Annotated in this window: 21 protein-coding genes and 1 pseudogene; 10 read left to right on the top strand and 12 right to left on the bottom strand. The window is 55.8% G+C overall.

What is annotated here, in order from left to right; all coding sequences use genetic code 11:
* The first annotated feature begins 258 nt into the window (after positions 1 to 258).
* Positions 259 to 504 carry an exopolysaccharide production protein YjbE gene (yjbE, locus tag RCF31_RS14405; protein WP_416411256.1) on the top strand — a complete coding sequence of 82 codons (246 nt, stop codon included), beginning with the start codon at positions 259 to 261 and terminating at the stop codon, positions 502 to 504.
* Between the two features lie 99 nt (positions 505 to 603).
* Here the strand turns inward: yjbE and greB are convergent, their stop codons facing one another.
* On the bottom strand, positions 604 to 1,107 hold the full coding sequence (gene greB, locus RCF31_RS14400; RefSeq protein ID WP_416411255.1) for a transcription elongation factor GreB: 504 nt from the start codon (positions 1,105 to 1,107) through the stop codon (positions 604 to 606).
* 208 nt (positions 1,108 to 1,315) lie between these two features.
* Here greB and RCF31_RS14395 point away from each other — a divergent pair, with 208 nt between their 5' ends.
* Positions 1,316 to 3,646: a Tex family protein gene (locus RCF31_RS14395; RefSeq protein WP_409521716.1), complete on the top strand. Its 2,331-nt coding sequence runs from the start codon at positions 1,316 to 1,318 to the stop codon at positions 3,644 to 3,646.
* A gap of 126 nt (positions 3,647 to 3,772) precedes the next feature.
* A complete protein-coding gene (locus tag RCF31_RS14390) occupies positions 3,773 to 5,461 on the top strand; it encodes an alpha-amylase family glycosyl hydrolase (RefSeq protein ID WP_416411253.1) in 1,689 nt (562 codons plus the stop codon).
* Here the strand turns inward: RCF31_RS14390 and RCF31_RS14385 are convergent, their stop codons facing one another.
* Together RCF31_RS14385 and bioH are read right to left on the bottom strand one after the other, a co-directional pair.
* Positions 5,462 to 5,740, bottom strand: a complete 279-nt coding sequence (locus RCF31_RS14385; protein ID WP_084877508.1) for a DUF1471 domain-containing protein — start codon at positions 5,738 to 5,740, stop codon at positions 5,462 to 5,464. It abuts the gene before it with no gap.
* Between the two features lie 131 nt (positions 5,741 to 5,871).
* The gene (bioH, locus tag RCF31_RS14380; RefSeq protein ID WP_416411252.1) at positions 5,872 to 6,648 is read right to left on the bottom strand and encodes a pimeloyl-ACP methyl ester esterase BioH; all 777 of its coding nucleotides are present in this window, start codon (positions 6,646 to 6,648) and stop codon (positions 5,872 to 5,874) included.
* A 34-nt stretch (positions 6,649 to 6,682) separates the two neighbouring features.
* Between bioH and gntX the strand changes: the two genes are divergently transcribed.
* Together gntX and nfuA are read left to right on the top strand one after the other, a co-directional pair.
* The gene (gntX, locus tag RCF31_RS14375; protein WP_416411251.1) at positions 6,683 to 7,360 is read left to right on the top strand and encodes a DNA utilization protein GntX; all 678 of its coding nucleotides are present in this window, start codon (positions 6,683 to 6,685) and stop codon (positions 7,358 to 7,360) included.
* Positions 7,361 to 7,418: 58 nt separating this feature from the next.
* On the top strand, positions 7,419 to 7,994 hold the full coding sequence (gene nfuA, locus RCF31_RS14370) for a Fe-S biogenesis protein NfuA (RefSeq protein WP_084877517.1): 576 nt from the start codon (positions 7,419 to 7,421) through the stop codon (positions 7,992 to 7,994).
* A 39-nt stretch (positions 7,995 to 8,033) separates the two neighbouring features.
* On the opposite strand, the gene malQ is transcribed toward nfuA, so the two are convergent.
* The 5 genes from malQ to glpE form a co-directional block, all read right to left on the bottom strand.
* Positions 8,034 to 10,088, bottom strand: a complete 2,055-nt coding sequence (malQ, locus tag RCF31_RS14365; protein ID WP_416411250.1) for a 4-alpha-glucanotransferase — start codon at positions 10,086 to 10,088, stop codon at positions 8,034 to 8,036.
* A gap of 13 nt (positions 10,089 to 10,101) precedes the next feature.
* Positions 10,102 to 12,507: a maltodextrin phosphorylase gene (malP, locus tag RCF31_RS14360; protein ID WP_416411248.1), complete on the bottom strand. Its 2,406-nt coding sequence runs from the start codon at positions 12,505 to 12,507 to the stop codon at positions 10,102 to 10,104.
* A 150-nt stretch (positions 12,508 to 12,657) separates the two neighbouring features.
* Entirely contained in the window at positions 12,658 to 13,416 is a 759-nt protein-coding gene (locus RCF31_RS14355) for a DeoR/GlpR family transcriptional regulator (protein WP_084877524.1), read from the bottom strand.
* A 50-nt stretch (positions 13,417 to 13,466) separates the two neighbouring features.
* On the bottom strand, positions 13,467 to 14,294 hold the full coding sequence (glpG, locus tag RCF31_RS14350) for a rhomboid family intramembrane serine protease GlpG (RefSeq protein WP_084878615.1): 828 nt from the start codon (positions 14,292 to 14,294) through the stop codon (positions 13,467 to 13,469).
* A 31-nt stretch (positions 14,295 to 14,325) separates the two neighbouring features.
* Positions 14,326 to 14,652, bottom strand: a complete 327-nt coding sequence (gene glpE, locus RCF31_RS14345) for a thiosulfate sulfurtransferase GlpE (protein WP_416411247.1) — start codon at positions 14,650 to 14,652, stop codon at positions 14,326 to 14,328.
* A 228-nt stretch (positions 14,653 to 14,880) separates the two neighbouring features.
* On the opposite strand from glpE, the gene glpD reads away from it, so the two are divergent.
* Together glpD and RCF31_RS14335 are read left to right on the top strand one after the other, a co-directional pair.
* On the top strand, positions 14,881 to 16,389 hold the full coding sequence (gene glpD / locus RCF31_RS14340) for a glycerol-3-phosphate dehydrogenase (protein WP_416411246.1): 1,509 nt from the start codon (positions 14,881 to 14,883) through the stop codon (positions 16,387 to 16,389).
* 158 nt (positions 16,390 to 16,547) lie between these two features.
* A pseudogene (locus RCF31_RS14335) lies at positions 16,548 to 16,724 on the top strand (DUF817 family protein); the annotation flags it as partial.
* Between the two features lie 61 nt (positions 16,725 to 16,785).
* On the opposite strand, the gene iolE reads toward RCF31_RS14335, so the two are convergent.
* From iolE to iolD, 3 genes are read right to left on the bottom strand one after another with little or no spacing between them, the layout of a single operon-like run.
* The gene (gene iolE / locus RCF31_RS14330) at positions 16,786 to 17,682 is read right to left on the bottom strand and encodes a myo-inosose-2 dehydratase (protein ID WP_416411245.1); all 897 of its coding nucleotides are present in this window, start codon (positions 17,680 to 17,682) and stop codon (positions 16,786 to 16,788) included.
* Positions 17,683 to 17,694: 12 nt separating this feature from the next.
* The gene (locus RCF31_RS14325; protein WP_416411244.1) at positions 17,695 to 18,708 is read right to left on the bottom strand and encodes a Gfo/Idh/MocA family protein; all 1,014 of its coding nucleotides are present in this window, start codon (positions 18,706 to 18,708) and stop codon (positions 17,695 to 17,697) included.
* Positions 18,709 to 18,767: 59 nt separating this feature from the next.
* The gene (gene iolD, locus RCF31_RS14320; RefSeq protein ID WP_299448215.1) at positions 18,768 to 20,702 is read right to left on the bottom strand and encodes a 3D-(3,5/4)-trihydroxycyclohexane-1,2-dione acylhydrolase (decyclizing); all 1,935 of its coding nucleotides are present in this window, start codon (positions 20,700 to 20,702) and stop codon (positions 18,768 to 18,770) included.
* Between the two features lie 548 nt (positions 20,703 to 21,250).
* Here iolD and RCF31_RS14315 point away from each other — a divergent pair.
* The 3 genes from RCF31_RS14315 (at position 21,251) to RCF31_RS14305 (ending at position 25,195) form a co-directional block, all read left to right on the top strand.
* Entirely contained in the window at positions 21,251 to 23,164 is a 1,914-nt protein-coding gene (locus tag RCF31_RS14315) for a bifunctional 5-dehydro-2-deoxygluconokinase/5-dehydro-2-deoxyphosphogluconate aldolase (protein ID WP_416411243.1), read from the top strand.
* Between the two features lie 249 nt (positions 23,165 to 23,413).
* Complete coding sequence (locus tag RCF31_RS14310; RefSeq protein WP_084877544.1) at positions 23,414 to 24,256, top strand: MurR/RpiR family transcriptional regulator; 843 nt, start codon at positions 23,414 to 23,416, stop codon at positions 24,254 to 24,256.
* 24 nt (positions 24,257 to 24,280) lie between these two features.
* Complete coding sequence (locus RCF31_RS14305) at positions 24,281 to 25,195, top strand: LysR substrate-binding domain-containing protein (RefSeq protein ID WP_299448217.1); 915 nt, start codon at positions 24,281 to 24,283, stop codon at positions 25,193 to 25,195.
* Between the two features lie 132 nt (positions 25,196 to 25,327).
* Here the strand turns inward: RCF31_RS14305 and RCF31_RS14300 are convergent, their stop codons facing one another.
* Positions 25,328 to 25,609: a CBU_0592 family membrane protein gene (locus tag RCF31_RS14300; RefSeq protein ID WP_084877550.1), complete on the bottom strand. Its 282-nt coding sequence runs from the start codon at positions 25,607 to 25,609 to the stop codon at positions 25,328 to 25,330.
* Positions 25,610 to 25,629: the final 20 nt, after the last annotated feature.

Raw genomic sequence — 25,629 nt, 5'->3', positions numbered from 1 at the left:
GGAAGGCATCGTTTGCCATTTTTCTGACCATTCCTTCTCAGAATATCCCATCGAACCTCTGCCGGAAGCATAAAATATGGTGTTTTTTTATTACGCTGCGCTTCTTCTCTCGGATGAATCTCTGGCCCTGACGAAATTAAGGCCAGAGTTAAATAAAGTAATAAAAATCAATCATTAACACCCACTTCCTTCTCCCGGCATGATCTCAGACACTGCTTCCGTACCTGTTGAAATTGAGTTCATGTGGAGAGAAAGAAAATGAAAAAAAGTTTATTTCTGCTGAGCGTATTGGTGCTGACCAGCAGTACCCAGGTCCATGCAGCCCCCGGCATCGGAGAGGCGGCGGGTTCTCAGGCATCTGCAAACGCGAAAGGCACATCAGAAGCCATCGGTATCGGTACCGTAGCGGCATTGCTGGGTGTGGCGTTAGCGACCGCTGGAGGTAACGGCAACGGCACCTCGACATCCACCTCAACCACTACCATGACCCATCCGGCTAAATAACAGATTGCAGGCGCGGCAGGAACGCGGCGTCTCAGGTGTTTTACCAGCCCTTTCGCCAGCGGAGAATAATTTTTACCCCCGGCTTTCTTACAAAAGCTCTTATTCTCCGCCCCTTTTTTCTTCTGCGTCTTTCACATATTCAATGCGGTTCACCAGCCAAAGCTTCTGCCCTTCCGGCGTCATCACCGCCACTTCGTCATCCACTTCCTTTTTGATCAGCGCACGCGCCATTGGCGAATCAATCGAGATGTAATCTTTTACGTCGCCGTAGATCTCATCCGGGCCGACAATGCGAAACCGTTTCACATCTCCCTGTTCGTTCTCCACCTCAACCCAGGCACCAAAGAAAACCTTCCCCTCCTGCTGCGGTGCGTAATCGACGATCTTCAGCTCCGCCAGGCATTTACGCAGATAACGCACGCGGCGGTCGATTTGTCGCAGCAGGCGTTTGTTGTAGGTGTAATCGGCATTTTCCGAACGATCGCCCAGGCTGGCGGCCCAGGAGACAATTTTGGTGATTTCCGGACGCTTTTCATTCCACAAATGATCGTGCTCAGCACGCAATTTGTTATAGCCCTCGCGGGTAATCAGTTGGGTTTTCATCGCGTCAACTCGTCGTAGCAGGTCTTATTTAGCATAGTGGAGGCTAACAATATGCGACCAGGCGGACATCAGCAAGATCGGGGCGGCAATGTGCGAAACGCATTCAGAAAATGACGGATTCACCTGCCACTGTCTGGCAATTTTCACCCTCAGCCCGTATAACTGTCCCCTGTTTCTTAACCCCGTGTAAGCAAGACAGTAACTGATGATGAAAGATTCGCTGAGCCAGATTATCGCAAGTGAGCTGAAGGCGCGTGACGAACAGGTTGACGCCGCCATCCGCCTGCTTGACGAAGGGAACACCGTGCCGTTTATCGCACGCTACCGTAAGGAAGTCACCGGCGGGCTGGACGATACCCAGCTGCGCCAGCTGGAGAGCCGCCTCGGCTATCTGCGTGAGCTGGAGGAGCGCCGCCAGTCGATTCTGAAATCCATCGACGAACAGGGCAAACTCACCGCCGACCTCGCCAGTGCCATTAATGGCACCCTCAGTAAAACTGAGCTGGAAGATCTCTACCTGCCGTATAAACCGAAGCGCCGCACCCGTGGTCAGATTGCCATTGAAGCTGGCCTCGAACCGCTGGCCGACACGCTCTGGCAGGATCCGTCGCACGACCCTGAGCAACTGGCTGCGGGCTATGTCGATGCCGACAAAGGCGTCGCCGATGTGCGTGCTGCGCTGGATGGCGCGCGTTATATCCTGATGGAACGCTTTGCTGAAGACGCTACCCTGCTGGCTAAAGTGCGTGACTACCTGTGGAAAAATGCCCACCTGGTTTCCCGCGTTGTCGAAGGCAAAGAAGACGAGGGCGCGAAATTCCGCGACTACTTCGATCATCACGAAGCACTCAGCACCGTGCCTTCACACCGTGCGCTGGCGATGTTCCGTGGCCGCAACGAAGGCGTGCTGCAACTGTCGCTGAATGCCGATCCGCAATTCGAAGAAGCCCCACGCGAAAGCCACGGCGAAACGCTGATCGCCAGCCACCTGAATCTGCGTCTGAACAACGCCCCGGCAGACAGCTGGCGTAAAGCAGTGGTGAGCTGGACATGGCGCATCAAGGTGCTGCTGCATCTGGAAACCGAGCTGATGGGTACGGTACGCGAGCGCGCGGAAGATGAAGCCATCAACGTGTTTGCCCGTAACCTGCATGACCTGCTGATGGCCGCACCTGCGGGCATGCGTTCCACCATGGGTCTCGATCCCGGCCTGCGTACCGGCGTGAAAGTGGCGGTGGTCGATGCCACCGGCAAACTGGTAGCAACCGACACCATTTACCCGCATACCGGCCAGACGGCCAAAGCGGCAACGGCTGTCGCTGCGCTTTGCGCCAAACATCAGGTTGAACTGGTGGCGATTGGTAATGGCACCGCATCGCGCGAGACCGAACGTTTTTTCCTTGATGTGCAGAAGCAGTATCCGCAAATCAAAGCGCAGAAAGTGATTGTCAGCGAAGCCGGTGCATCGGTTTATTCCGCTTCGGAGTTGGCCGCGCTGGAGTTCCCGGATCTGGATGTGTCGCTGCGTGGCGCGGTGTCGATTGCCCGCCGTCTACAGGACCCACTCGCCGAGCTGGTGAAGATCGACCCGAAATCCATCGGGGTGGGCCAGTATCAGCACGACGTCAGCCAGAGCCAGCTGGCGAAGAAACTGGACGCGGTGGTGGAAGATTGTGTGAACGCCGTTGGTGTTGATCTCAACACCGCCTCGGTTGCGCTGCTGACGCGCGTGGCGGGTCTGACCCGTATGATGGCGCAGAACATTGTCAGCTGGCGTGACGAGAATGGCCGTTTCCAGAACCGTCAGCAACTGCTGAAAGTCAGCCGTCTTGGCCCCAAAGCCTTTGAACAGTGCGCGGGCTTCCTGCGCATCAACCACGGCGACAACCCGCTGGATGCCTCCACCGTGCACCCGGAAGCCTACCCGGTGGTTGAGCGCATTCTGGCCGCCACCGAACAGGCGCTGAACGAGTTGATGGGCAATCCTGGCAGCCTGCGTAACCTCAGCGCGCGTGATTTCACCGATGAGCGTTTTGGTCTGCCCACCGTCACCGACATCATCAAAGAGCTGGAAAAGCCGGGCCGTGACCCGCGTCCCGAGTTCAAAACCGCCCAGTTCGCCGAGGGCGTGGAAACGCTCAACGATCTGCTGCCAGGAATGATTCTGGAAGGGGCGGTCACCAACGTGACCAACTTTGGGGCTTTTGTCGATATCGGTGTGCATCAGGATGGCCTGGTTCACATTTCATCGCTGTCGGATAAGTTTGTCGAAGACCCGCATCAGGTGGTGAAAGCCGGGGATATCGTCAAAGTCAAAGTGATGGAAGTCGATCTGCAACGTAAGCGCATCGCACTCACCATGCGTCTGGACGAACAACCGGGTGAGAGCAACGTACGCGGCGGTGGTAACCGCAATGCGGGTAAAGAGTCGGCGCGCCCGGCACAGGCGAACAAAGGCCGGGCAAAACCTGCCAGCCAGCCTGCCGGTAACAGCGCGATGGGTGATGCGCTGGCCGCTGCCTTCGGTAAAAAACGCTAACAACCTGCCCTGAAATGCGCGGTGGCTGCCTGGTCACCGCGCACATCAGGTTGATAAATCTCCTCATCCAGCTACGCTGAAAAAATCCGTGTGAAAAAATGACCTTCCGCGTGGCACAGCGATCTGATGGATATTATCAACGCCTTACTTGATGAGATTTATGCAGGCACCTTCCCCGTGGCGGCCCGTGAGCGTCTGCTTTCCCATATTCGCGCCGCACGTGATACCGTCAAAATCCCGCGCAAACCGCACTGGGATGAAAAGGATGTGGTGCTGATCACCTATGCCGATCAGTTTCGTGAGCCAGAAGTGCCCACGCTTGCCACCTTCTCCCGCTTTTACCAGCAACATCTGCAAGGCACCTTTTCGCTGGTCCACCTGCTGCCGTTTTTTCCCTACTCCTCAGACGATGGTTTTTCGGTCATCGACTATCATCAGGTCAACCCGATTTGTGGCGACTGGCAGGATGTGGCCGCACTGCATACTCATACCCGGCTGATGTTCGATTTCGTCTGTAACCATATGTCCGCACACAGCGCCTGGTTTCGTCACTTTCTGGCGCAGGACCCCGGCTGGGATGACTTTTTTATCAGTATGCCGCCCGCGACCGATCTCAGTGCCGTGACCCGCCCACGCACATCACCACTGCTGACGCCGTTCACCATGGCCGATGGTGCAACGCGTTTTATCTGGACCACCTTCAGCGCCGATCAAATCGATCTCAACTTCGCCAATCCGGAAGTGCTGATCCGCATGGTCAACGTGCTGCTCGATTACCTGAAGAAAGGAGCCGACTATGTCCGGCTGGATGCGGTGGGCTATATGTGGAAAACGCCGGGGACGAACTGCATTCATCTGCCAAAAACCCATCAGCTGGTGAAGCTGTTCCGCGCCATTGCCAATGTGGTCGCACCGGGGACAGTCATCGTCACCGAAACCAACGTGCCGCATAAAGACAACATCGGCTATTTTGGCAATGGCCACGACGAGGCGCAGATGGTGTACCAGTTTTCGCTGCCGCCGCTGGTGCTGCACGCCATTCATTCCGGCTCCGGGCGCGCGCTGCGCCAGTGGGCCAGCTCGCTGGAGCTCAGCAGCAATGACACCACCTTTTTTAACTTTCTCGCCTCACATGACGGCATTGGCCTCAATCCGGCACGCGGTATTTTGTCTGAGGTGGAGATTGTGGCGCTGGTGCGCGATCTGGCGCTGGAAGGCGCACTGGTGTCCTACAAAAACAATCCGGACGGCACCACTAGCCCGTATGAAATCAACGTCACCTATCTTGATGCGTTAAATCTCCAGGATGACGATGACCACACGCGACTGCGCCGTTTTCTGCTGGCCCATGCCATCCTGCTGGTCTTTCCCGGGGTGCCCGCGATCTACATTCAAAGCATCCTCGGCTCGCGTAACGACAACGAAGGGGTGCGCGCTGCCGGACACAACCGCGCCATTAATCGAGAGAAATACAGCTTACGCGAGATGGAGCAGTTCCTGAGTGGCGGCAATGCGCTGCGTCAGCAGGTGTTTGAACGCCTCAGCGCGCTGATTCAATTACGCATACGCCAGCCAGCCTTCCATCCGGACAACCCGATGACGCTGTTCGATAGCGATAACGCCTTGCTGGTGCTGCGCCGTCATAAGCCTGACAGCCAGGAAGGTTTACTTTGCGTGTTTAATCTCAGCAGTCGCGAGGTTGAAACGACATTGCCGCAGGGGCGACATTTTCAAGATTTGATCAGCGGTGAGAAGATTGATGGCGGCCAGCCGATCACACTGGCCGCCTGGCAATTTATGTGGTTACGTGGCTGATTACTCGTAGACGTCTGCGATGCCGCTAAACTTCCCGTGCTCACGTCCTGCTATCACCAGAAAATATTTCCCGCCTTTTTCACCCGCCTTCTTCGCCAGAACGGCTTTAGCATCCATCGGCGAGGTGGTTTCATCTGTGGTGTGCACCGTACCAATTTTTTTCAGATGCATTTCCTTCACTTGTTCTTTAGTCACCTCTTTGGCCACCATGGCCGCCAGAGTTGAAAACGATACTGCCCCCATTACCACTGCCGCCAAAACTGTCTTGATGATTTTCATTAAATTACCCTCACTTATTATTGGCTTTTCCGGGATATGAGCGCATCAGGAACCGGGTTCACAGGTTTAATTCCAGAGGCAAACGATACGGCTCACCCGGAAAGTATTGACCTTTCCGGAAGAATTGCCAGTTAGCGCGGCAGGCGGTCGCTAAAGCTAAGAATATGCTGACAAAATGCATCGGGATGGGAAATGAACGGCGCATGGGCCGCTTTATCCATCACCACTGAGGGTGAGTGTGGCCAGCGGGTGTCCAGCTCTGCCGCGATACGGCGTGGCACCAGACCGTCCAGATAACCATACAGGCGCAGAAAGGGCAGCCTGAGATCATCCAGCGCGCTGCGCAAATCACTGTGGCGCAGAATTTCCAGCCCCCCTTCCAGCACCGCCACTGAGGGCATCGGCTGCGACAGGACGATTTCTTTCAACTGACGTGCATCCTGGCGGGCGCTTTCGGTGCCCAGCGTCTGCAAGGCCAGAAAGCGTTCTACGGTGCGCTGGAAATCGTTGCTCAACTGCTGCTGAAAACCATGCAGGGTTTCGGGTTTAATACCCGGCCATTCATCACTGGCGGTAAAACGGGGCGAGGAGGCGACGCTGATCAACCCACTTACGCGTTCCTTCTGCGTGAGTGCCAGCTGGCTGGCGACCAGTCCGCCCAGCGACCAGCCCAGCAGCAGGCTGCGTTCGGGCAGATGTGTCACCAGTTGTTGTGCCATGGCGGGCAGCGTCAGTGCACCAAAGCCCTGACTGCGGCCAAAACCCGGCAGATCGACCAGATGCAAACGAAAATGCGGGCTGAGTCGCGGAATGATGTTTTGCCACACTTCGGCATTCAATCCCCAGCCGTGCAGCAGCACAAGATCGCGATCTCCCGTGCCTGTGGTGTGCCAGTAGAGCGAACTCATCGGTTACTATCCTGAAAGTGAAAAGGAGGTCGCTATGCTATCAATCCCTGCCCTGTGTTGGCTATGCCGTCTGCCGCTACGGCTGGCGCAGCATGGCCTGTGCAGCAGCTGTTTACGCCTGTTGCCTGCGTTACCGGAACTTTGCCCATGCTGTGGCTTAGCCGCGCGAGCCCATCAGCCCTGTGGCCGTTGCCTGCAACGTCCTCCGCCGTGGCAGTACCTGATTTGCGTCAGCGACTATCAACCCCCGCTCAGCCACTGGGTGCAACAGCTGAAGTTTTCCCGCGCTACCGCACTCAGGGTGATGCTGGCGCGGCTGCTTTTGCTAAAGTGGTTAGCCATTCGGCGGCGTTATGCATTGCCTTACCCGGATATCATTCTCAGCGTCCCCCTGCACCCGCGCCGTCACTGGCAGCGTGGCTACAATCAGGCGACGCTGCTGGCACAACCTTTGGCACACTGGCTGGGCTGCGATTATGTGGATGGCGTACGCCGGGTACGCAAAGCGGCGATACAGCATGTATTGAGCGCTTCGGCACGCAGGAAGAACCTGCGTGGGGCATTTCGCCTTGAAATCCCGCTGCGCGGACGCCATATCCTGCTTATCGACGATGTGGTGACCACCGGCAGCACAGTGGCGGAAATCAGCCGCATGTTGCAGGCAGCGGGCGCTGCCAGCGTACAGATTGGATGCCTGTGCCGTACCTTGTAGAGCGTCGGCGTTGGGCGTATTATAACCAACTAAATTAGTCAACTATTGAGCAATCGCCATGATCCGTATTACTGATACTGCGCAAGAGCACTTCTCAAAACTTCTCTCAAAACAGGAAGATGGCACCCAAATTCGCGTATTCGTTATCAATCCGGGTACGCCAACCGCCGAGTGCGGCGTGTCTTATTGTCCACCCGATGCCGTGGAAGCGACCGATACCGAGCTGAAGTTTGAAAAGCTGTCAGCCTATGTTGACGAGCTGAGCGCTCCCTACCTGGAAGACGCGGAGATCGATTTTGTCACCGATAATCTCGGTTCCCAGCTGACGCTGAAAGCGCCGAACGCCAAGATGCGTAAAGTCTCTGACGATGCACCGATGGTGGAACGTGTTGAGTATCTGCTGCAGGCGCAGATTAACCCTCAGCTGGCGGGTCACGGTGGTCGCGTTTCGCTGATGGAAATCACCGATGACGGTTATGCCATTCTGCAATTTGGCGGCGGCTGCAACGGTTGTTCGATGATTGACGTGACCCTGAAAGACGGTATCGAGAAAGAGCTGCTGGCAGCCTTCCCGGAACTGAAAGGCGTGCGCGATCTCACCGAGCATCAGCGCGGCGAACACTCCTACTACTGATTCTTTGCGCGCGACAGCGACCCGACGCTGTCGCGCGTCTTATTTCCCCCTGCGCCCGGCGCTCACTGCCTTCAGCAACCGTTGCACTTCCCCATCCGCAAACATCGCTTCCAGCGTGACGCTGAGTTTACGTCGCCAGTTGGGATATTGTTCAACCGTGCCCGGCACATTCACCGGTGAGTCCATAGCCAGCCAGTCTTCCGGTTGCAGGCCCAGCAGCGCGCTCTCGGTCGCGGCAAGAAAACGGTGAATCGCCAGATTGAGCGTGGGTGACATCGCAAGTTTCGTCGCCTGCTTAGCGCTACGCGCCGCTAACGCACCCGCCTGATGCAACGCATCCAGCAGTGCCTGCTTCTGCTTTGCCCGCTGCTGTTGCAGGGATCGCAACACGCTTTCACCAGGATACAGCCCGAGTTCATTTCCCAGCAACAAATCACCTGCCTCCCAGAACCCGGTCAGCGTGGGCAGGTCATGGGTGCTGGCGCTGGCGATTGACTGGCGCGGATACTCGGCAGGCAGACGGTAGCTTTCATCGTGGTGTTGCTCAAACCACAGCACCTTCCAGGAAAAAATGCCGCTGTTGCGCAGCAGGCTGACAATTTCTTTGGGCACCGTCCCGAGATCTTCACCGATCACCATGCAGTGATGGCGCTGACTCTCCAGAGCGAGGATCGCCAGCAGATCCTGTACCGGATAGGCGACGTACGCGCCTTTATCCGCTGTTTCCCCATAAGGGATCCACCACAAACGCAGCAGCCCCATCACATGATCGATACGTAACGCGCCACAATCGCGCATATTCGCGCGCAACAGATCAATAAACGGCTGGTAGCCGCGCGCACGCATCACATGAGGATCGAGCGGCGGCAGCGACCAGTTTTGCCCGAGCGGGCCAAGGCGATCCGGCGGTGCGCCAACCGAGGCACGCAGCTTGTAGAGTTGCGGATCCTGCCAGGTTTCCGCACTCCCCTGCGCCACACCGACTGCCAGGTCGCGATACAGCCCCACCGTCATACCCAGCTGCTGGCTCCGTTGCCAGCAGCGGGCAAACTGCTGCTGTGCCAGAAACTGCAACCAGCTCCAGAACTGAATCTCGTCCTCATGCTGTGCGCACCACTGCTGTACTTCCGGCAACTGTGCGTTGCGCCAGCCTTCCGGCCAGCCGGTCCAGCCCCACGTCTGTTGATCCTCTGCGCAGCGTTCAGCCTGAATACCGTCAAACGCCGCCTGATAGCGCAGGTGTTCGCCACCTTGCGCCATAAACTGCTGAAATTCGGGCCTGTCATGCTGACGGAACGTCTGCCAGGCGAGACGCAGCGCATGGATTTTAAGCTCCGCTACCGCGCGGTAATCCACCCAGTCACTGGTACGGGCTTGTTCCAGTGCCCGGCGGGTTTTGGCACTTTTCCACCAGCGTTGTGCCGCGCTGCTACGCTGGAAATCCTCCAGCTGGCTGACATCGATATACAGCACATTCAGCCAGTAACGCGAGGTAGGGCTGTAGGGGCTGGCCATCTCCGGCTGTGCCGGATAAAGCGCATGCAAAGGATTGAGGCCGACGAAATCACCGCCCTGCGCAGCCACCTGTTCCAGCATCCGCTCCAGATCGCCAAAATCGCCGATCCCCCAGTTTTGGTCGGAGCGCAGCGTATACAGCTGCACCAGCGCCCCCCAACGTTTTTCTCCTTGCTCCAGCGGTGCAGGCAAATAACAACGACGTGGTGCGAGGATGATGCGTGTCAGCCACTGCTGGCGGCCTTTGCGCAGGGTCAGCTGGTGATAGCCTTGCGGCAGACGCGGCGGCAGGCGCAGCACCTCACCGCCCTGCACGCTGCCCTGCCACTGTTTTCCCTGTTCGGATATCAGTTGCCAGCTGAATTCACCGTTTCCCTGTGGCACCAACTGGCGTTTGGCCCGACCGGCAAACACCTGCACCGGAGGCAGCGGCGGCGTTTTGCCCGCCGGAGTCGCCATCACCTCCAGCAACGCGCGTTTGGTATCATCACTGATGGTTGCCGGTTCGCCTTTGGCGTTGATAAAACGTAACGCGATACCGGCGTCTTGTGCCGCCTGATCCAGTTTGCTTAGCGTCATGGTTTCTCCGATTTTACCGCTTCGCCTGCCAGATGCGTTTCTGGTAATCACGAATCGAACGGTCAGAACTAAACATTCCGGTGCGCGCCGTATTAAGGATGGCCGCTTTGGTCCAGGCTTCCTGATCTTTCCACAGCGCTTCCACCTGCTGCTGTGCCGCGATATAAGCATCAAAATCAGCCAGCACCAGCCAGGGGTCGCCATTTTTCGTCAGGCTGTCGAGCAGCAGATCAAAGGCATGCTTATCACCATCGCTGAATTTGCCTTTCTCCAGCTCTTTCAGCAGGCCATCGAGATGTTTATTGGCCTTGCGCAGCTTTTTCGGGTGATACCCTTCCGCTTTCAGCGCTTTCACTTCATCCACTGTGTGGCCAAAGATAAAGATATTTTCCGCGCCGACTTCCGCCGCAATCTCCACGTTAGCCCCGTCCAGCGTGCCGATGGTGAGCGCCCCATTCAGCGCCAGCTTCATATTGCCGGTGCCGGAGGCTTCATATCCGGCCGTGGAGATTTGCTCGGAGAGATCCGCCGCCGGGATCATCAGCTCAGCGGCGGTAATACGGTAGTCCGGGATAAACACCACCTTCAGCTTATCCCCCACTTTCGGGTCGTTGTTGACCACTTGAGCCACTTTATTGATGGCATAGATGATGTTTTTCGCCAGGTAATACCCCGGTGCCGCTTTGGCCCCAAACAGGAACACCCGCGGCACGAAGTCCGGGTTGTGCGGATCGTCCCGCAGCTGGCGGTAACAATGGAGAATGTGCAACAGGCTGAGGTGCTGGCGCTTGTATTCATGCAGACGTTTGATCTGCACATCAAACAATGCCTCGGGGTTCACCTGAATGCCGGTCACCTGATGGATATACTCCGTCAGCTGTTGTTTGTTGGCCTGCTTGATTTTGCGGTACTTCTGGCGAAAGGCTTTTTTCGTCGCAAAGGGTTCCAGCGCTTTCAATGCGTCGAGATTGTTGGCCCATTCAACCTGCAGGGTTTCGTCGAGCAGCGCCGACAGGCGTGGATTACATTGTTGCAGCCAGCGACGCGGCGTGATGCCGTTGGTGACGTTGTGGAACTTCTTCGGCCACAGCTGGTGATATTCCGGGAACAGATCGTTGACCACCAGCTCAGAATGCAGCGCCGCCACACCGTTGACGGCAAAGCCGCTGACCACACACAGGTTCGCCATGCGTACCTGGCCATCCGCCACCACGGCCAGCTTGTGCCACACCGCCTCATCATCCGGCCATTGTCGCTGCACCAGCTTCTTCAGACGGCGATTAATTTCGCGGATAATTAACATATGTCGCGGCAGCAAGCTGCGCACCAGGCGCTCGTCCCAGCGCTCCAGCGCTTCCGGCATCAGCGTATGGTTGGTATAGGCAAAAACGCGACTGGTGATGTGCCAGGCATCATCCCAGCTCAGCTGATGCTCATCCAGCAACAGGCGCAGCATCTCAGGAATGGCGATGGTCGGATGGGTGTCATTCAGCTGAATGACTTCATAATCCGGCAGCTCATGCACGGAACGCCCGGCCAGATGGTGACGCCGCAAAATATCCCCCACCGCGCAGGCGCACTGGAAATATTGCTGCATCAGACGCAGGCGCTTCCCTTCCTGATGATTGTCGTTGGGATACAGCACCTTGGTGAGTTTTGCCGCCTCGATACCCGGCTGCTCGGACTGAAGAAATTTACCGTCATTAAACAGGCTGAGATCAAACGGATGGCCGCTGGTGGCTTTCCACAGGCGCAGCGGCAGGGTGACGCCATTACGATAGCCCACCACCGGTAAATCCCAGGCCTCACCTTTCAGCCAGAAATCGGGTTGCCAGTAAAAACCCCCTCCCTCGGTTTTGACGACTTTACCGCCCATCCCCACCTGCACATCGTGCGCCGCGTTATGCCGGAACCATGGGTAACGATCACGTTGCCAGTCATCCGGCGCTTCTTTTTGCTGGCCATCATCAAACGACTGGCGAAACAAACCGTATTGATAATTCAGGCCATGCCCCATCGCCGCCTGGCCGACAGTGGCCATCGAATCCATATAACAGGCGGCTAAGCGCCCCAGCCCGCCATTACCGAGCGCCGGATCGATCTCTTCTTCCAGCAACTCGCTCAGGGAAACCTGATGCGATGCCAGCGCAGCCTGAACATCGTCGTACCAGCCGAGGTTCATCAGGTTGTTGCCCGTCAGACGCCCAATCAAAAACTCCATCGATAAATAATTGACGTGGCGCTGGCCTTTGCGCGGCGTCAGCGGGGGCTGCGTTGCCAGCAACTCCGCCAGCGCAGCGCTCAGCGCCTGCCACCACTGATGCGGCGTCATTTGTTGTGCTGAAGAAAGACCAAGATATTGCCACTGGCGAGTGAGAGCGGCGTCAAAGCGCGCTTTATTGAATTTTTGTTGCGACATATCAATCCCTTCCGAATCCGGTAACGGTTAAGCGAAATTGGGGAGCGCAGGGCCATGGAAGGCCTGAATGGATAAGTAAAGACGGGGCAGGAGAAAAAAGCGACAGAAAAACAAGGCGGGAGAGAAAAAAAGCCCGCCTGGCTGGAGGATTTAGCAGAGTTCGAGCTGGACTTCGTGCTGCTCAATCACTTTCATCACGCTGGCAGGCGGTACGAGGTCAGTGTACAGATAGTCGATCAGACTCATGCTGCCCAGGTTGACCATGGCGTTGCGGCCAAATTTCGAGTGATCCACCACCAGCATCACGCAGCGTGAGTTTTCAATGATGGCGCGTTTGGTACGCACTTCGTGGTAATCGAACTCCAGCAGCGAGCCATCCATATCAATACCACTGATACCAAGAATGCCGTAATCAAGGCGGAACTGGGAAATAAAGTCGAGGGTGGCTTCCCCCATGATACCGCCATCGCGGGTGCGGACTTCACCACCAGCGATGATGACGCGGAAATCAGGCTTCGCCATCAGCAACATCGCCACGTTGAGGTTATTGGTGACCACACGCAGATTGCTATGGTTCAGCAACGCATGGGCTACCGCTTCCGGCGTGGTCCCGATATCGATAAACAAGGTCGCGCCATCAGGGATCTGGCTGGCGACGCGCGCCGCAATGCGCGCTTTTTCCGCCGACCACATCATTTTGCGGTCCTGCCAGGCGGTGTTTTCTGAACTGGATGGCAGCGCGGCGCCCCCGTGATGACGCTGAATTTTGTTCTGATCGGCCAGATCGTTCAGATCGCGCCGGATGGTTTGCGGGCTGACCTCAAAATGATCCACCAGCTCTTCCGTGCTGACATATCCCTGACGCCGGACCAGATCGATAATGGCGTCATGACGTTGCGTCTGCTTCACATCTCTCTCCTGTTCACGGCTGCATGCCGCGATCTTCTTCTTTTTTGGTGCTAGCGGCGCAGCGCGCTCGAACGCGTATCGACAAACGCCATCGCCAGTCCAACCAGCAGGCCAGTGACGTGTGCCGCATTGGCAATCGACAAACCAAATGCGCCGTACCAGCCAATAATCAACCATACAATAGCGAAACCCATCAAACCGCGCTCAAGATAAATCCCACTTTCAGGATCGCGCTCGCCACGCAGCCAGCAATACCCCATCAGGGCGTACACCACACCCGACAGACCACCAAACAGCGCGCCACTGAATTTAGCCTGCATCCAGCCGGTGAGGAGTGCGGAAATGAGCATAATCACAAATAACTTACCGCTGCCAAGACGCTTTTCTACCGCTCCGCCGAGGTACCACCACCACATCAGGTTGAACAGAATATGCAGCAGGGAAAAATGCAGCAGCGCATGGCTAAACCAGCGCCATACCTGGAAATATTGCTCCGGGCCATCGGGCCAGCCCAGCCAGCCGAGCACGGTTTCATCACCGACAATCTGCATCAGGATAAACACCGCCACACAGGCAATCATCATGGTCATGGTGAGCGGACCCGCGCGTTCGCGAATGTTCGCCCAGATATTGCTGCGCTCATAGCGCAGGCCGCTCTCGGTACTGCCGGTGTGCCAGCTGGCGGCCTGATAACGGGGGTGGTTGGGATCACGAACGAACTGTGCGAGCTCGTTTTCGACCATATCCAGTTTGCTTTCATCTTCCAGCAGAATGACGAAATGGCTTTCACGCTCAATCGTCAGCCTGACGCCGCGCGACGCCATATAATCAACAAACGCCTGAGCCATGCGCGGATTATTGAACTGGGTAATGCGCATCATGCGGTGCTCTCCTTCCTTTTATGTACGCTCACATTGAGCCAGTGGCTACCTGAGCCGGAAACGCCGCGCGCCAGGCGTCAAATCCCCCATCAATACTGTATGCCGCACGAAATCCCTGCCCTAACAGGAACTGCGCGGCACCTTTACTGCTGTTACCGTGGTAGCACATCACCAGAACGGGCTGGTCGAGTTTCGCCTGACTGATAAAGTCGGCAAGGTTGTCATTCGACAGATGCTGCGCACCGGCAGCATGGCCCAGGGAGAAGCTTTGCAGGTCGCGGATGTCCACCAGCTGGGCACCTTGTGCCAGATGCTCCTGAGCTTGCAGGACGTTAATACATTCGAAATTTTCCATGGTGTCTCTCATCACATCGTCACAATTGACGCCTAGTTTACCCTGAGTTGTCAGCGCCATAACCTGATAAAGAGTGTGGCTTTGTATTTTTTTTCCTGCCGGAATGTTAGCTGTATCACGCAAAGATGTTTTTATTAGGTTAACCGCTGGCATCGATGTTGGTTTCCGATTATCATTATGCTCGAAAACGAACATTTAAGAACTATTCCGAACATCGGAGGAGATGACGTGGAAACCAAAGACCTGATCGTTATCGGCGGCGGCATCAACGGTGCCGGCATTGCAGTGGACGCTGCAGGACGCGGACTGTCGGTGCTGATGCTGGAGGCGCGGGATTTGGCCTGTGCAACCTCCTCTGCCAGTTCCAAACTGATCCACGGTGGCCTGCGCTACCTGGAACACTACGAATTTCGCCTGGTGGGCGAAGCCCTGGCGGAACGTGAAGTGCTGCTGAAAATGGCACCGCACATTGCCTTCCCGATGCGCTTTCGTCTGCCGCACCGCCCGCATTTGCGCCCGGCGTGGATGATCCGCATGGGGCTGTTTATGTACGACCATCTCGGCAAACGCACCAGTCTGCCGAGCAGTAAAGGCCTGCGTTTTGGCGCGGATTCGGCACTTAAGTCTGAAATCACGCGCGGATTCGAATATTCCGACTGCTGGGTGGACGATGCGCGCATGGTAGTCCTCAATGCCCAGGAAGTGGTGAAACAGGGTGGCGAAGTCCGCACCCGTACCCGCGTGACCCGTGCCTGGCGTGAAAGTGGCCTGTGGATGGTCGAAGCGGAAGATATTGATACCGGTAAAACCTACACCTGGCGTGCCAAAGGTCTGGTGAATGCGGCCGGTCCATGGGTCAAACAGTTCTTCGACGATGGCCTGAAGCTGAAATCCCCGTATGGCATCCGTCTGATCAAAGGCAGCCATATTGTGGTGCCGCGCGTACATCGTGAAAAGCAGGCCTATATTCTGCAGAACGAAGATCACCGCATCGTATTTGTTATCCCGTGGATGGATGAGTTCTCCATCATCGGCACCACTGACGTCGAATATAAAGGCGATCCGAAAGAGGTGAAAATCGATGATAACGAAATCAGCTATCTGCTGAAGGTGTACAACGCACACTTCAAAAAACAGCTGACCAGCGAAGATATCGTCTGGACCTATTCCGGCGTGCGCCCACTGTGTGATGACGAGTCCGACTCACCGCAGGCGATTACCCGTGATTACACGCTGGATGTGCATGACGATAATGGTCAGGCACCGTTGCTGTCAGTATTTGGCGGCAAGCTGACGACTTACCGTAAGCTGGCGGAACACGCGCTGGAGAAACTGGCGAAATATTACCCGAACGCCGGTCCGGCCTGGACCAAAAACGCCGTACTGCCGGGTGGCAATATCGCCGGTTCACGCGAGGATTACGCGGCCAATCTGCGTCGCCGTTATCCGTTTATCAGCGAAGGCATGGCACGCCATTTCGCCCGCACCTATGGCAGCAACACTGAAGTGCTGCTGGAAGGCGCACAGAGCCTCGCCGATCTCGGTGAGAACTTCGGCCATGAATTCTATGAAGCCGAACTGCGTTACCTGGTGAAACACGAATGGGTGTATGAACTGGACGATGCTATCTGGCGTCGTACCAAACAGGGCATGTGGCTGAACGATGCCGAACAGGCGCGTATTCGTGAATGGCTGGCGACCCACCGCCAAAAACCGACGTTGTCGCTGGCGTCGTAAGTTAGCTTCCAGCCAGATAAAAGGCTGTTATCCTGCAAAAGGATAACAGCCTTTTTGTATTTAATTTGCCTTGCCCCGGTACGATGTCTTATTGATTATCGCGCTGGCTATCCAATTCATTATGGTCACTACCAGGCTGGAAAGTTGGGATGAACTCAAAGCCATATCGTATGCCGCTGTTGCTGGCCTTTGTGTTGATAGGATTTTTTATCTGGCTGGCAGAAAACTTAGGAACTTTTTTCGGCGTCTGGCAATATCCGAATCAAATTGGTGCCTGGGCGACAGTGCATGTTGGCAAGTGGGGAGCCTGGTCACTATTGCTCAGTAGAACTTAAACCCGCGCGATAAATCGCGCCGCTACGGTCTGGTGCGGCCGGTAGCGGCGCGTATTTGATCTTACAACCCGGTATTTTCGCGAATATATTTCCGCGCTTTCACCGCATATTCAAATGGGTTCGCCAGCGCCGGGTCCTGCTCTGCTTCCACCACCATCCAGCCTTTATAGCCAAAATCATCGAGGATTTTGAACACCGGTTTGAAATCAATCACGCCATCACCCGGAACAGTGAACGTACCTTTTTTCACGCCGTCGAGGAAGGACAGTGAATTTTTACGGACTTCCGCTACGACACTGTCGCGGACATCTTTCAGATGCACGTGGAAAATACGCGGCAGGTACTGGGTCAGCACATCCAGCATCGCCTGCTGCGAACCCTCGGAATAGTAAATATGGCCGGTATCATACAGCAGGCCCACGTTCTGATTGGTGGATGCCATAAAACGGTCGATCTCGGCCGGTGTCTGGATCGCGGTGCCCATATGATGATGCAGGCAGACGCGCATCCCTTTCTGCGCGGCGATCTCCGCCAGCTCGTTGTAGCCTTCTGCTGTCAGACGCCACTCTTCATCGCTGAAAATAGGTTTCTGTTCCAGCACCGGCAGGGTGGTGCCCTGAATACTTTTGCTCTGCTCAGAGCAACCAATCACGCGCGCGCCCATGGCATGCAGGAAATTCATGTGGTTGGTAAATTCGTCGATGGTTTTCGCTTTTTCGCCGTTGGCGAAGAAGGTACTAAACCAGGCGTTGCAGATCTGTATGCCACGGATATCCAGCATCGGCTTGAGCACCGCCGGATCGCGCGGATATTTGCTGCCCACTTCGCTGCCGGTAAAGCCTGCCAGCGCCATTTCACTGACAGTCTGCTGGAATGTGTTCTCGCTACCGAGCTCCGGCATGTCATCGTTGGTCCAGCCGATCGGCGCAATCGCCAGTCTTACATTGTCTTTGTTCATGGGAAGCCCTGATTATTTGTTATAAAAAGTCGGGCGCGGCGGCATTTCAACCGGCTCAATGGCACCACTGTTCTGCGCCTTCAGGCAGGCATCCGCCGCCACCGAGGCAGCAAAGCCATCCCATGCGGAAGGTCCGGTCAGCTGTCCGGCTTTGACGTCGTTAATAAATGCCTGCAGTTCCACGTCATACGCATCGATAAAGCGATCTTTCCAGTCAGTCAGAATGGCATTGCCAAGGCGGGCATTTTTGCGCATCTGAATCGCAGAAGGTTCCGGCAGCTTCGCGATGCCCTCTTCTCCCACCACTTCGCATTGAATGTCGTAGCCATAAGCGCAGTTAACGAAGATTTCCACGTCAATGCGGATCCCTTTCTGCGTTTCAAACAGCACGATTTGCGGGTCTTTCAGTTTCGCGTGCGATTTCGACGTCACGCGCGGGAACACCACCTGCACGCTTTTGTAATCGTCTTCGGTCAGCCAGCGCAGTACATCCAGCTCGTGAATCAGGGTATTGGTGATTGCCATGTCGGTGGTGTAGTTCTCGCCCACGCTCTGGTTGCGATGCGCGCAGTGCAGCATCAGCGGCTCACCGATTTCGCCGTCGGTAATTACCTTTTTCAGCGCGCGATAGCCTGAATCGTACGGGCGCATAAAACCAACCTGAACCAGACGCTTGCCGTGTTTCACTTCCGCATCAACGATGTGACGACAGCCGTCAGCGGTCAGCGCCAGCGGCTTTTCGCAGAATACCGGCTTACCCGCGGCGATCGCCGCCAGGGTGAACTCTTCATGCGTCGGGTCCCACGAGGTGACGAGCACCGCATCAACATTCGGTGAGTTGATGACCTGATGGCCATCCTGATACACCTCAGCCTCAATATTCAGACGTTGCAGCGCAGCACGCGCACCTTCAACGTTGATATCTGAAACCGCCACCACCTTCGCGCCCTGCAGCACGTTGTTGCAACGACGAATATGTTCCTGACCAATTGCACCGGTACCGATAACACCGAGTTTGAGCGTCATAATTACACCTGTAGAGTCGGATAAGGGTAAAACAAGGCCGGAGAATACCGGCCAGAAGATTAGTACTTACGCGCCTGTTCGATATGCGCGTTAAGATTGTCAGCCACTTTTTGCGTGCGCTCGGAAGTGGAGGCTTGCGCCACACCCACATGCCACCAGCTGAAATATTTGTGCACCATGGTTTTTGGCAGCACTTTAATGTCGATAAGGGTCGAAACCGTCTGCTTCTGCGCGTCAATCAACGCATCCTTGAGTTGCTCCAGCGTGGTGACGCGATAGGTTTTACAGCCGTAGCCACCCGCAATCGCGGCGAAGTCCACCGGTACAAAGCCACCATCCAGCTTGCCACCTTCCGGGTTGCGGAAGCGGAACTCGGTGGTGAAACTGTCCATACCGTGTTCCATTTGCAGGTTGTTGATGCAGCCGTTGGTCATATTATCCAGCAGGATAACGTTGATTTTCGCCCCTTCCTGAATCGAGGTGACCAGCTCGGAATGCAGCATCATAAAAGAGCCATCCCCCACCATCGCGTAGACTTCGCGCTGCGGCTGTGCCAGCTTCACGCCCAGCGCCGCATTCACCTCGTACCCCATGCAGGAGTAACCGTATTCAACGTGGTACGAGTTGTAATCTTTGGTGCGCCACACGCGTTGCAGGTCGCCCGGCAGACTGCCCGCGGCAGCCACAATCACCGCATCCTTTGGGAGTTGCTCGTTTAAGGTGCCCAGCACGCTGCTCTGCGTCAGTACCGATTGCGTCAGGCGCTGGAATTCAGCAAACAGCGCTTCACGGTCAATATGGTCGGCGATTTCCGGGATGAAATCGTCAGTGTTATAGACCGCGGCAAAAACGCGCTGGGTTTCTTTCAGCAGCTTGCTCTGCGCCTGGTCAATTTGGCCACCCCAGTGGTTTTCAAAGCCCTGCAAGCCATGTTCCAGCGCAGTCAGGCCTTCACGGGCATCGGCCAGCAGCTGCACCGCATCCAGCTTGTAACTGTCGAAATTGCTGACGTTAATATTGAGGTAGCTGACGTCCGGGTTCTGGAAAATCCATTTTGAGGCAGTGGTAAAGTCGGTGTAACGGGTGCCGATCCCAATGACCAGATCAGCCTCTTTCGCCAGCAGGTTAGCGGCCAGACAACCGGTTTCCCCCACGCCACCGACGTTCAGCGGATGATCAGAGATGATGGTGCCTTTACCGGCCTGGGTTTCCGCAAACGGAATATTGAAACGCTCAGCAAACTGGCGCAGCGCCTCACCGGCGCCGGAATACTTCACGCCACCCCCACAGACGATCAGCGGCTTGTGCTTACGCGCAATCAGCGCCAGGGCTTCTTCAAGCTGAGCGGCGGTTGGCAGACGACGATCAAGACGATGCACACGCTTCTGGAAGAAATATTCCGGGAAGTCCCAGGCTTCGCCCTGCACATCCTGCGGCAACGCGATAGTGACGGCACCGGTTTCCGCCGGATCGGTCAAAACGCGCATGGCATTGATACAGGCGGTCATCAGTTGCTCAGGACGGCTGACGCGATCCCAGTATTTGCTGACGGCGCGGAAGGCATCGTTGGTGCTGATGCTGAGATCGTGGCTCTGCTCGATCTGTTGCAGCACCGGGTCCGGCTGGCGCGTCGCGAACACATCGCCTGGCAGCAGCAGTAAAGGGATGCGGTTCGCCGTTGCGGTGGCAGCGGCGGTGATCATATTGGCTGCGCCCGGTCCGACCGACGAGGTACAGGCGATGATCTGGCGGCGCAGCGATTGCTTGGCAAAGCCGATGGCTGCATGCGCCATCCCCTGCTCATTACGGCCCTGATGTACCACCAGATCGCCGCTGTCCTGCTCCAGTGCCTGTCCCAGTCCCAGCACATTACCGTGACCAAAAATAGCGAAAATGCCTTTCACGAACCTGGTTTCAACGCCATCCACGTTCAGATACTGGTTATTGAGAAATTTCACCAGCGCCTGTGCCGTGGTTAATCTGATTGTGCCCATATGATCTTCCTTTACATGCTGGTACCTGCGGACCAGGTACAACGCGGTTAACGTCAACGCACCGGAAATGGCGACCGCGGATAAGTGAAACGTGAGGCGATTATAAACAAATATTTTTTCCATAAAATATGATTACAGAAGAAACATTTCATTTTGCGATGGAGATCAAATTCAGCGGTGAAACGGACACAGGGACAGGCCACAAACCGGGCAAAGTGGAACAGCTTTGAAGCATGCTGGGGGAATAACGAAATTTCATTTCACTTCAGTAGCTTCCTTTATTTCACAGTGATTTCCTGCGAGCTGGCTCACAAGCCAGAGCATCCGTGAAACTCATCGCTCCGCCATCCGCTGTTTAGCACACTGACAAGAGTTTTACCTGGTTCACAAAATCGTGACAGATATTTCATTTCATATTGTATTTGGAATTTTTATTCCCCATACTGCGACCATAGCCAATCAGGCACCTTGAGAACCCGGAAGCACAGTGCCCGATACCGGGCCACGCAGCCCGCAGTGTCTGCTTATCACAGAAGGAAACCATAGGTATGAGTACACAACAGAAGCGGCTTGATGTGATTTGTATCGGACGCATCGCCGTCGACCTCTACGGTCAGCAAATTGGATCACGACTGGAAGATATGAGCACCTTCGCCAAATATCTTGGTGGATCTTCCGGTAACGTGGCGTATGGCACGGCCATCCAGGGCCTGAAATCTGCCATGCTGGCACGCGTTGGGGACGAGCATAATGGCCGCTTTCTGCGTGAGACCTTGCAGCACGTGGGCTGCAACACCGATGGACTGATTACGGACAAAGATCGTCTTACGGCGCTGGTGATCCTCGGCATTAAAGATGAAGAAACCTTCCCGCTGATTTTTTACCGCGACAACTGCGCCGATATGGGCCTGGTGCCGGAAGATATCCATGAAGATTTCATTACTTCCTCGCGCGCCGTGGCGGTAACCGGTACGCATCTGTCACACCCACATACTCGTGCTGCGGTGCTGAAAGCGCTGGATATCGCCAAACGTAACGGCCTGCGCACCGCGCTGGATATCGATTACCGTCCGGTGCTGTGGGGTCTGACCTCACTCGGCGACGGTGAAACGCGTTTCATTGAGTCGAGCCAGGTGACGAAACAATTGCAGGAAGTGGTGCATTATTTCGATCTGATTGTCGGAACAGAAGAAGAGTTTCATATCGCCGGTGGCAGCACCGATACGCTGACCGCGCTGAAAAATGTGCGTCAGGCCAGCCAGGCGACCCTGGTGTGTAAACGTGGCCCGCTGGGTTGTGTGGTGTTTGAAGGGGATATCCCGGATAGCTGGGAGCAAACCAAACTGCATAGCGGCGTGCGCGTTGAAGTGCTGAACGTGCTGGGTGCTGGCGATGCCTTTATGTCTGGCCTGCTGCGTGGCTGGCTGAACGATGAAAGCTGGGAGCAGGCCTGTCGCTACGCCAACGCCTGTGGTGCGCTGGTGGTGTCACGTCACGGCTGTGCCCCGGCGATGCCGACCAAAGAGGAGCTGGATGACTTCCTCAGCCGTGATAACGCGGTCAAGCGCCCCGACCTGGATTCCCGTCTCAACCATCTGCATCGCGTTACCACGCGTACCCAACAGTGGCCGGAGCTGAACGTGTTCGCTTTCGACCATCGCAAACAACTTGCCGATATGGCCCGCGAAGCGGGTGTCGATGAAAGCCGCATCCCACAACTGAAATTGCTGTTGTTGCAGGCAGCTGAAGAAGCGGCACAACAGGCGGGTCTGGATAGCAAAAGTGGCATCCTGGCAGACACCACTTACGGCCAAAAAGCGCTGAACGCCATCACCGGCAAAGGCTGGTGGATTGGTCGTCCGATTGAGTTGCCCAGCTCACGCCCGTTACGCCTCGAACACGGCAATATCGGCTCCCAGCTGGTTAGCTGGCCGCAGGAACACGTGGTGAAATGCCTGGTGTTCTATCATCCGCACGACAGCACCGAAATGCGTAAAGAACAGGATGACCTGATTCTGGACGTGTGGAATGGCTGTAATAAGAGCGGGCATGAGCTGCTGTTGGAAGTGATTCTGCCGGAGAGCAATCCGGATAAGAAAGAATCTTACTACGTCGATATGCTGAGCCATTTCTACAGTCTCGGCATCCAGCCGGACTGGTGGAAACTGCCGCCATTATCCGCCGAGACCTGGCAGGCAGTAAGCCGCCTGATCGAACAACAGGATCCCCACTGCCGCGGCATTCTGTTGCTCGGCCTCGACGCACCGGAAGAGAAACTGAAAGCCGGTTTCGCCGCCGCCGCCCAGGCTCCGTGGGTCAAAGGGTTTGCGGTGGGTCGCACCATTTTCGGCCAGCCATCACGCCAGTGGTTACAGGGCGAGCTGGATGATCAGGCGCTGATCGAGACGGTGAAAGGCAATTACCTGCGGCTGATTGAGTACTGGCGCGCCGCGCGCAGCTAAAGCAGTCCCCACATAATGCACGAACGTAGCGGCGCGATTTATCGCGCGGTTTTTTCCAACCGCGTTTCGGGAATGGCGCAATAAATTGCGCCGCTACAAATTATGTCGTTAACCACCCTGCATTTTGTGAGGCGTTTCATAAACCGATGAAATAACCTTCACGATGCTGTCAAACAAATGAAATTTTCCATCCATCTGGTACTATAGCGCTCATTATCCAGCCATAATTCTTATTAGCGGGCCGAAGTAATGACCAATAACCCCACCCAATTGACCTTGTTACAGGACGACATCCGTCGTCGTTATGAAACGCTGAGCAAACGCCTGAAACAGGTGGCGCGCTATATTCTTGATAACAGCAACAGCATTGCCTTTGATACGGTCGCTTCGATCGCCCAGCAGGCCGACGTCCCCCCTTCCACGCTGATCCGTTTTGCCAACGCCTTTGGATTTAGTGGCTTCAACGAAATGAAACAGGTTTTCCGTCAGCACCTGATGGAAGAAACGGTGAACTACACCGAGCGCGCGCGTCTGTTCCGTCAGACCGCGACCGACGACAGCGCCAGCTCACCGGAAAGCCCGGTCGAAATTCTGAATGTCTTCACCATGGTCAACAGCCAGGCGCTGCAGCAGCTGGCAATGCAGGTTAACCCCGAGCAGCTCAACAAAGCGGTGAAGCTGCTAAATGAAGCAGAAAATATCTACATTATCGGCCTGCGTCGATCCTTCAGCGTAGCGTCGTATCTGGTGTACGCACTGCGCCATCTGGAACGTCGCGCCTTCCTGATTGACGGCCTCGGCGGAATGTTCACCGAGCAGCTGAGCATGGTAAATCCCAAAGATGTGGTGATTGCCATCAGCTACTCACCTTATGCACGTGAAGCAGTAGAACTGGTGGAACTCGGTGCCAAACGGGGTGCGCATCAGATCGCCATCACCGACAGCCAGGTCAGCCCGCTGGCCGCCTTCAGCGATGTCTGCTTTGTGGTACGTGAAGCGCAGGTGGATGGCTTCCGCTCGCAGGTGGCGTCTCTGTGCCTGGCGCAAACCCTGGCGGTTTCACTGGCGCTGAATAACGTCGAGAAAGCCTGACCCTCAAGCACCGAGGCTTGATTGATGCAGATCGAACCTTTACCGCCGCTCAACACGCTGATCGCCTTCGAGTGTGTCGCGCGTTATGGCAACATTTCGCGCGCGGCGGAAGAACTCAACCTGACGCAAAGCGCCACCAGCCGCCAGATTTTGCAGCTGGAGGAGATGCTGGGCTGCAAGCTTTTTACCCGCACCCAGCGCCGGGTATTGCTCACCCCACGCGGTGAGGCTTACGCAGTGCAGGTACGCCAGCAGCTCTCCGCGTTATCACACGCCACAGCGGAAGTGATGGGCTGGAACGGTCTGCCTCAGGTGACTATCGCCTGCACCAGCGCCATGGGGTCATTGTGGCTGGCACCACGCCTCTCGGAGCTTCATCGCGAACTGCCCAATCTGCAAATTCGGATGAAAATCTCCGACAGCTTCGCTGATATGCGCTCGTCGGAGTTCGATCTGGCGATTTTCTATCTGCGCGAACCGCCACCGGGCTTTCACGCCAGTCCGCTGTTTGACGAAATCTGTTATCCGATGTGCTCCCCGGCGTTTCTGACACGCCTTGACCCGGACGCCTCCGCCGAATCGTTGCTGCACCAGATGCTGCTGATTCAGGATGACCCGCAACGTGAATGGACCGGCTGGAGCGACTGGTTTGCCTCGCAGAACGTACTGAGTTTTGTGCCGCGCCAGACCTGGCGGGCGAATAACTACCCGTTTCTGGTGCAGTCCGCATTACGTGGTGACGGGATACTGCTCGGCTGGGAAGGTCTGGTGCAGGATCACCTCAATCGCGGCGAGCTGGTGGCCGCTCACGGCGGAAAACTGGCCGCCAACGGCAAATGTTTTCTGCTCACCCCGCAGGATCGCTATATCAAGCCGATTGTGCGCCATGTAATCAGCTGGCTACAGCACCAACATCAGACAGAAATCTCATCACGATAAAAAAGCGCCACAGAATATTATTTCTGTGACGCCCTTCGCACGGCAAATTATCTCTTCGACTCTTCACCATAACTTTTTCTTATATTTAAAGGTGCAACTAAAAACGCAAAGCCGCGATATTAATTCCCTTGTTTATTGTTGGGGATCTAAAGGCGGAAGTTTATTTTTAATTGCACCGCGTCGGCGATGTGAAGAATGCATACCAACCAGCGTAAAAATTAACCACATCGATTGGGAAATCACCATTGCCAAATTAAAATCATGGCTCAATGAATAGAGTCCGCAAACGCCGCCCGCGATGTTAAGACAGGCATAAATGTCTGAATCAATGACCAATTTACGCAACTGAACCAGTGCGTATGCCAATAAATAACAAAAAACGCCAATTAGCCCAACTATCGTATGCAGTTCCACATGCATTTTCCCTGGTGTTG

This window comes from Pantoea sp. App145, from assembly GCF_047947045.1.
In the GTDB taxonomy this organism is placed as follows: domain Bacteria; phylum Pseudomonadota; class Gammaproteobacteria; order Enterobacterales; family Enterobacteriaceae; genus Pantoea.
The sequence above is the reverse complement of the archived record's forward strand: the minus strand, read 5'-3'. Positions and strand labels throughout refer to the sequence as shown.

What these genes read in the sequence shown, in the direction of transcription:
- yjbE (WP_416411256.1), top strand. Translation starts at nt 259, where the DNA reads ATGAAAAAAAGTTTATTTCTGCTGAGCGTATTGGTGCTGACCAGCAGT.
- greB (WP_416411255.1), bottom strand. Translation starts at nt 1,107, where the DNA reads ATGAAAACCCAACTGATTACCCGCGAGGGCTATAACAAATTGCGTGCT.
- RCF31_RS14395 (WP_409521716.1), top strand. Translation starts at nt 1,316, where the DNA reads ATGAAAGATTCGCTGAGCCAGATTATCGCAAGTGAGCTGAAGGCGCGT.
- RCF31_RS14390 (WP_416411253.1), top strand. Translation starts at nt 3,773, where the DNA reads ATGGATATTATCAACGCCTTACTTGATGAGATTTATGCAGGCACCTTC.
- RCF31_RS14385 (WP_084877508.1), bottom strand. Translation starts at nt 5,740, where the DNA reads ATGAAAATCATCAAGACAGTTTTGGCGGCAGTGGTAATGGGGGCAGTA.
- bioH (WP_416411252.1), bottom strand. Translation starts at nt 6,648, where the DNA reads ATGAGTTCGCTCTACTGGCACACCACAGGCACGGGAGATCGCGATCTT.
- gntX (WP_416411251.1), top strand. Translation starts at nt 6,683, where the DNA reads ATGCTATCAATCCCTGCCCTGTGTTGGCTATGCCGTCTGCCGCTACGG.
- nfuA (WP_084877517.1), top strand. Translation starts at nt 7,419, where the DNA reads ATGATCCGTATTACTGATACTGCGCAAGAGCACTTCTCAAAACTTCTC.
- malQ (WP_416411250.1), bottom strand. Translation starts at nt 10,088, where the DNA reads ATGACGCTAAGCAAACTGGATCAGGCGGCACAAGACGCCGGTATCGCG.
- malP (WP_416411248.1), bottom strand. Translation starts at nt 12,507, where the DNA reads ATGTCGCAACAAAAATTCAATAAAGCGCGCTTTGACGCCGCTCTCACT.
- glpG (WP_084878615.1), bottom strand. Translation starts at nt 14,294, where the DNA reads ATGCGCATTACCCAGTTCAATAATCCGCGCATGGCTCAGGCGTTTGTT.
- glpE (WP_416411247.1), bottom strand. Translation starts at nt 14,652, where the DNA reads ATGGAAAATTTCGAATGTATTAACGTCCTGCAAGCTCAGGAGCATCTG.
- iolE (WP_416411245.1), bottom strand. Translation starts at nt 17,682, where the DNA reads ATGAACAAAGACAATGTAAGACTGGCGATTGCGCCGATCGGCTGGACC.
- RCF31_RS14325 (WP_416411244.1), bottom strand. Translation starts at nt 18,708, where the DNA reads ATGACGCTCAAACTCGGTGTTATCGGTACCGGTGCAATTGGTCAGGAA.
- iolD (WP_299448215.1), bottom strand. Translation starts at nt 20,702, where the DNA reads ATGGGCACAATCAGATTAACCACGGCACAGGCGCTGGTGAAATTTCTC.
- RCF31_RS14315 (WP_416411243.1), top strand. Translation starts at nt 21,251, where the DNA reads ATGAGTACACAACAGAAGCGGCTTGATGTGATTTGTATCGGACGCATC.
- RCF31_RS14310 (WP_084877544.1), top strand. Translation starts at nt 23,414, where the DNA reads ATGACCAATAACCCCACCCAATTGACCTTGTTACAGGACGACATCCGT.
- RCF31_RS14305 (WP_299448217.1), top strand. Translation starts at nt 24,281, where the DNA reads ATGCAGATCGAACCTTTACCGCCGCTCAACACGCTGATCGCCTTCGAG.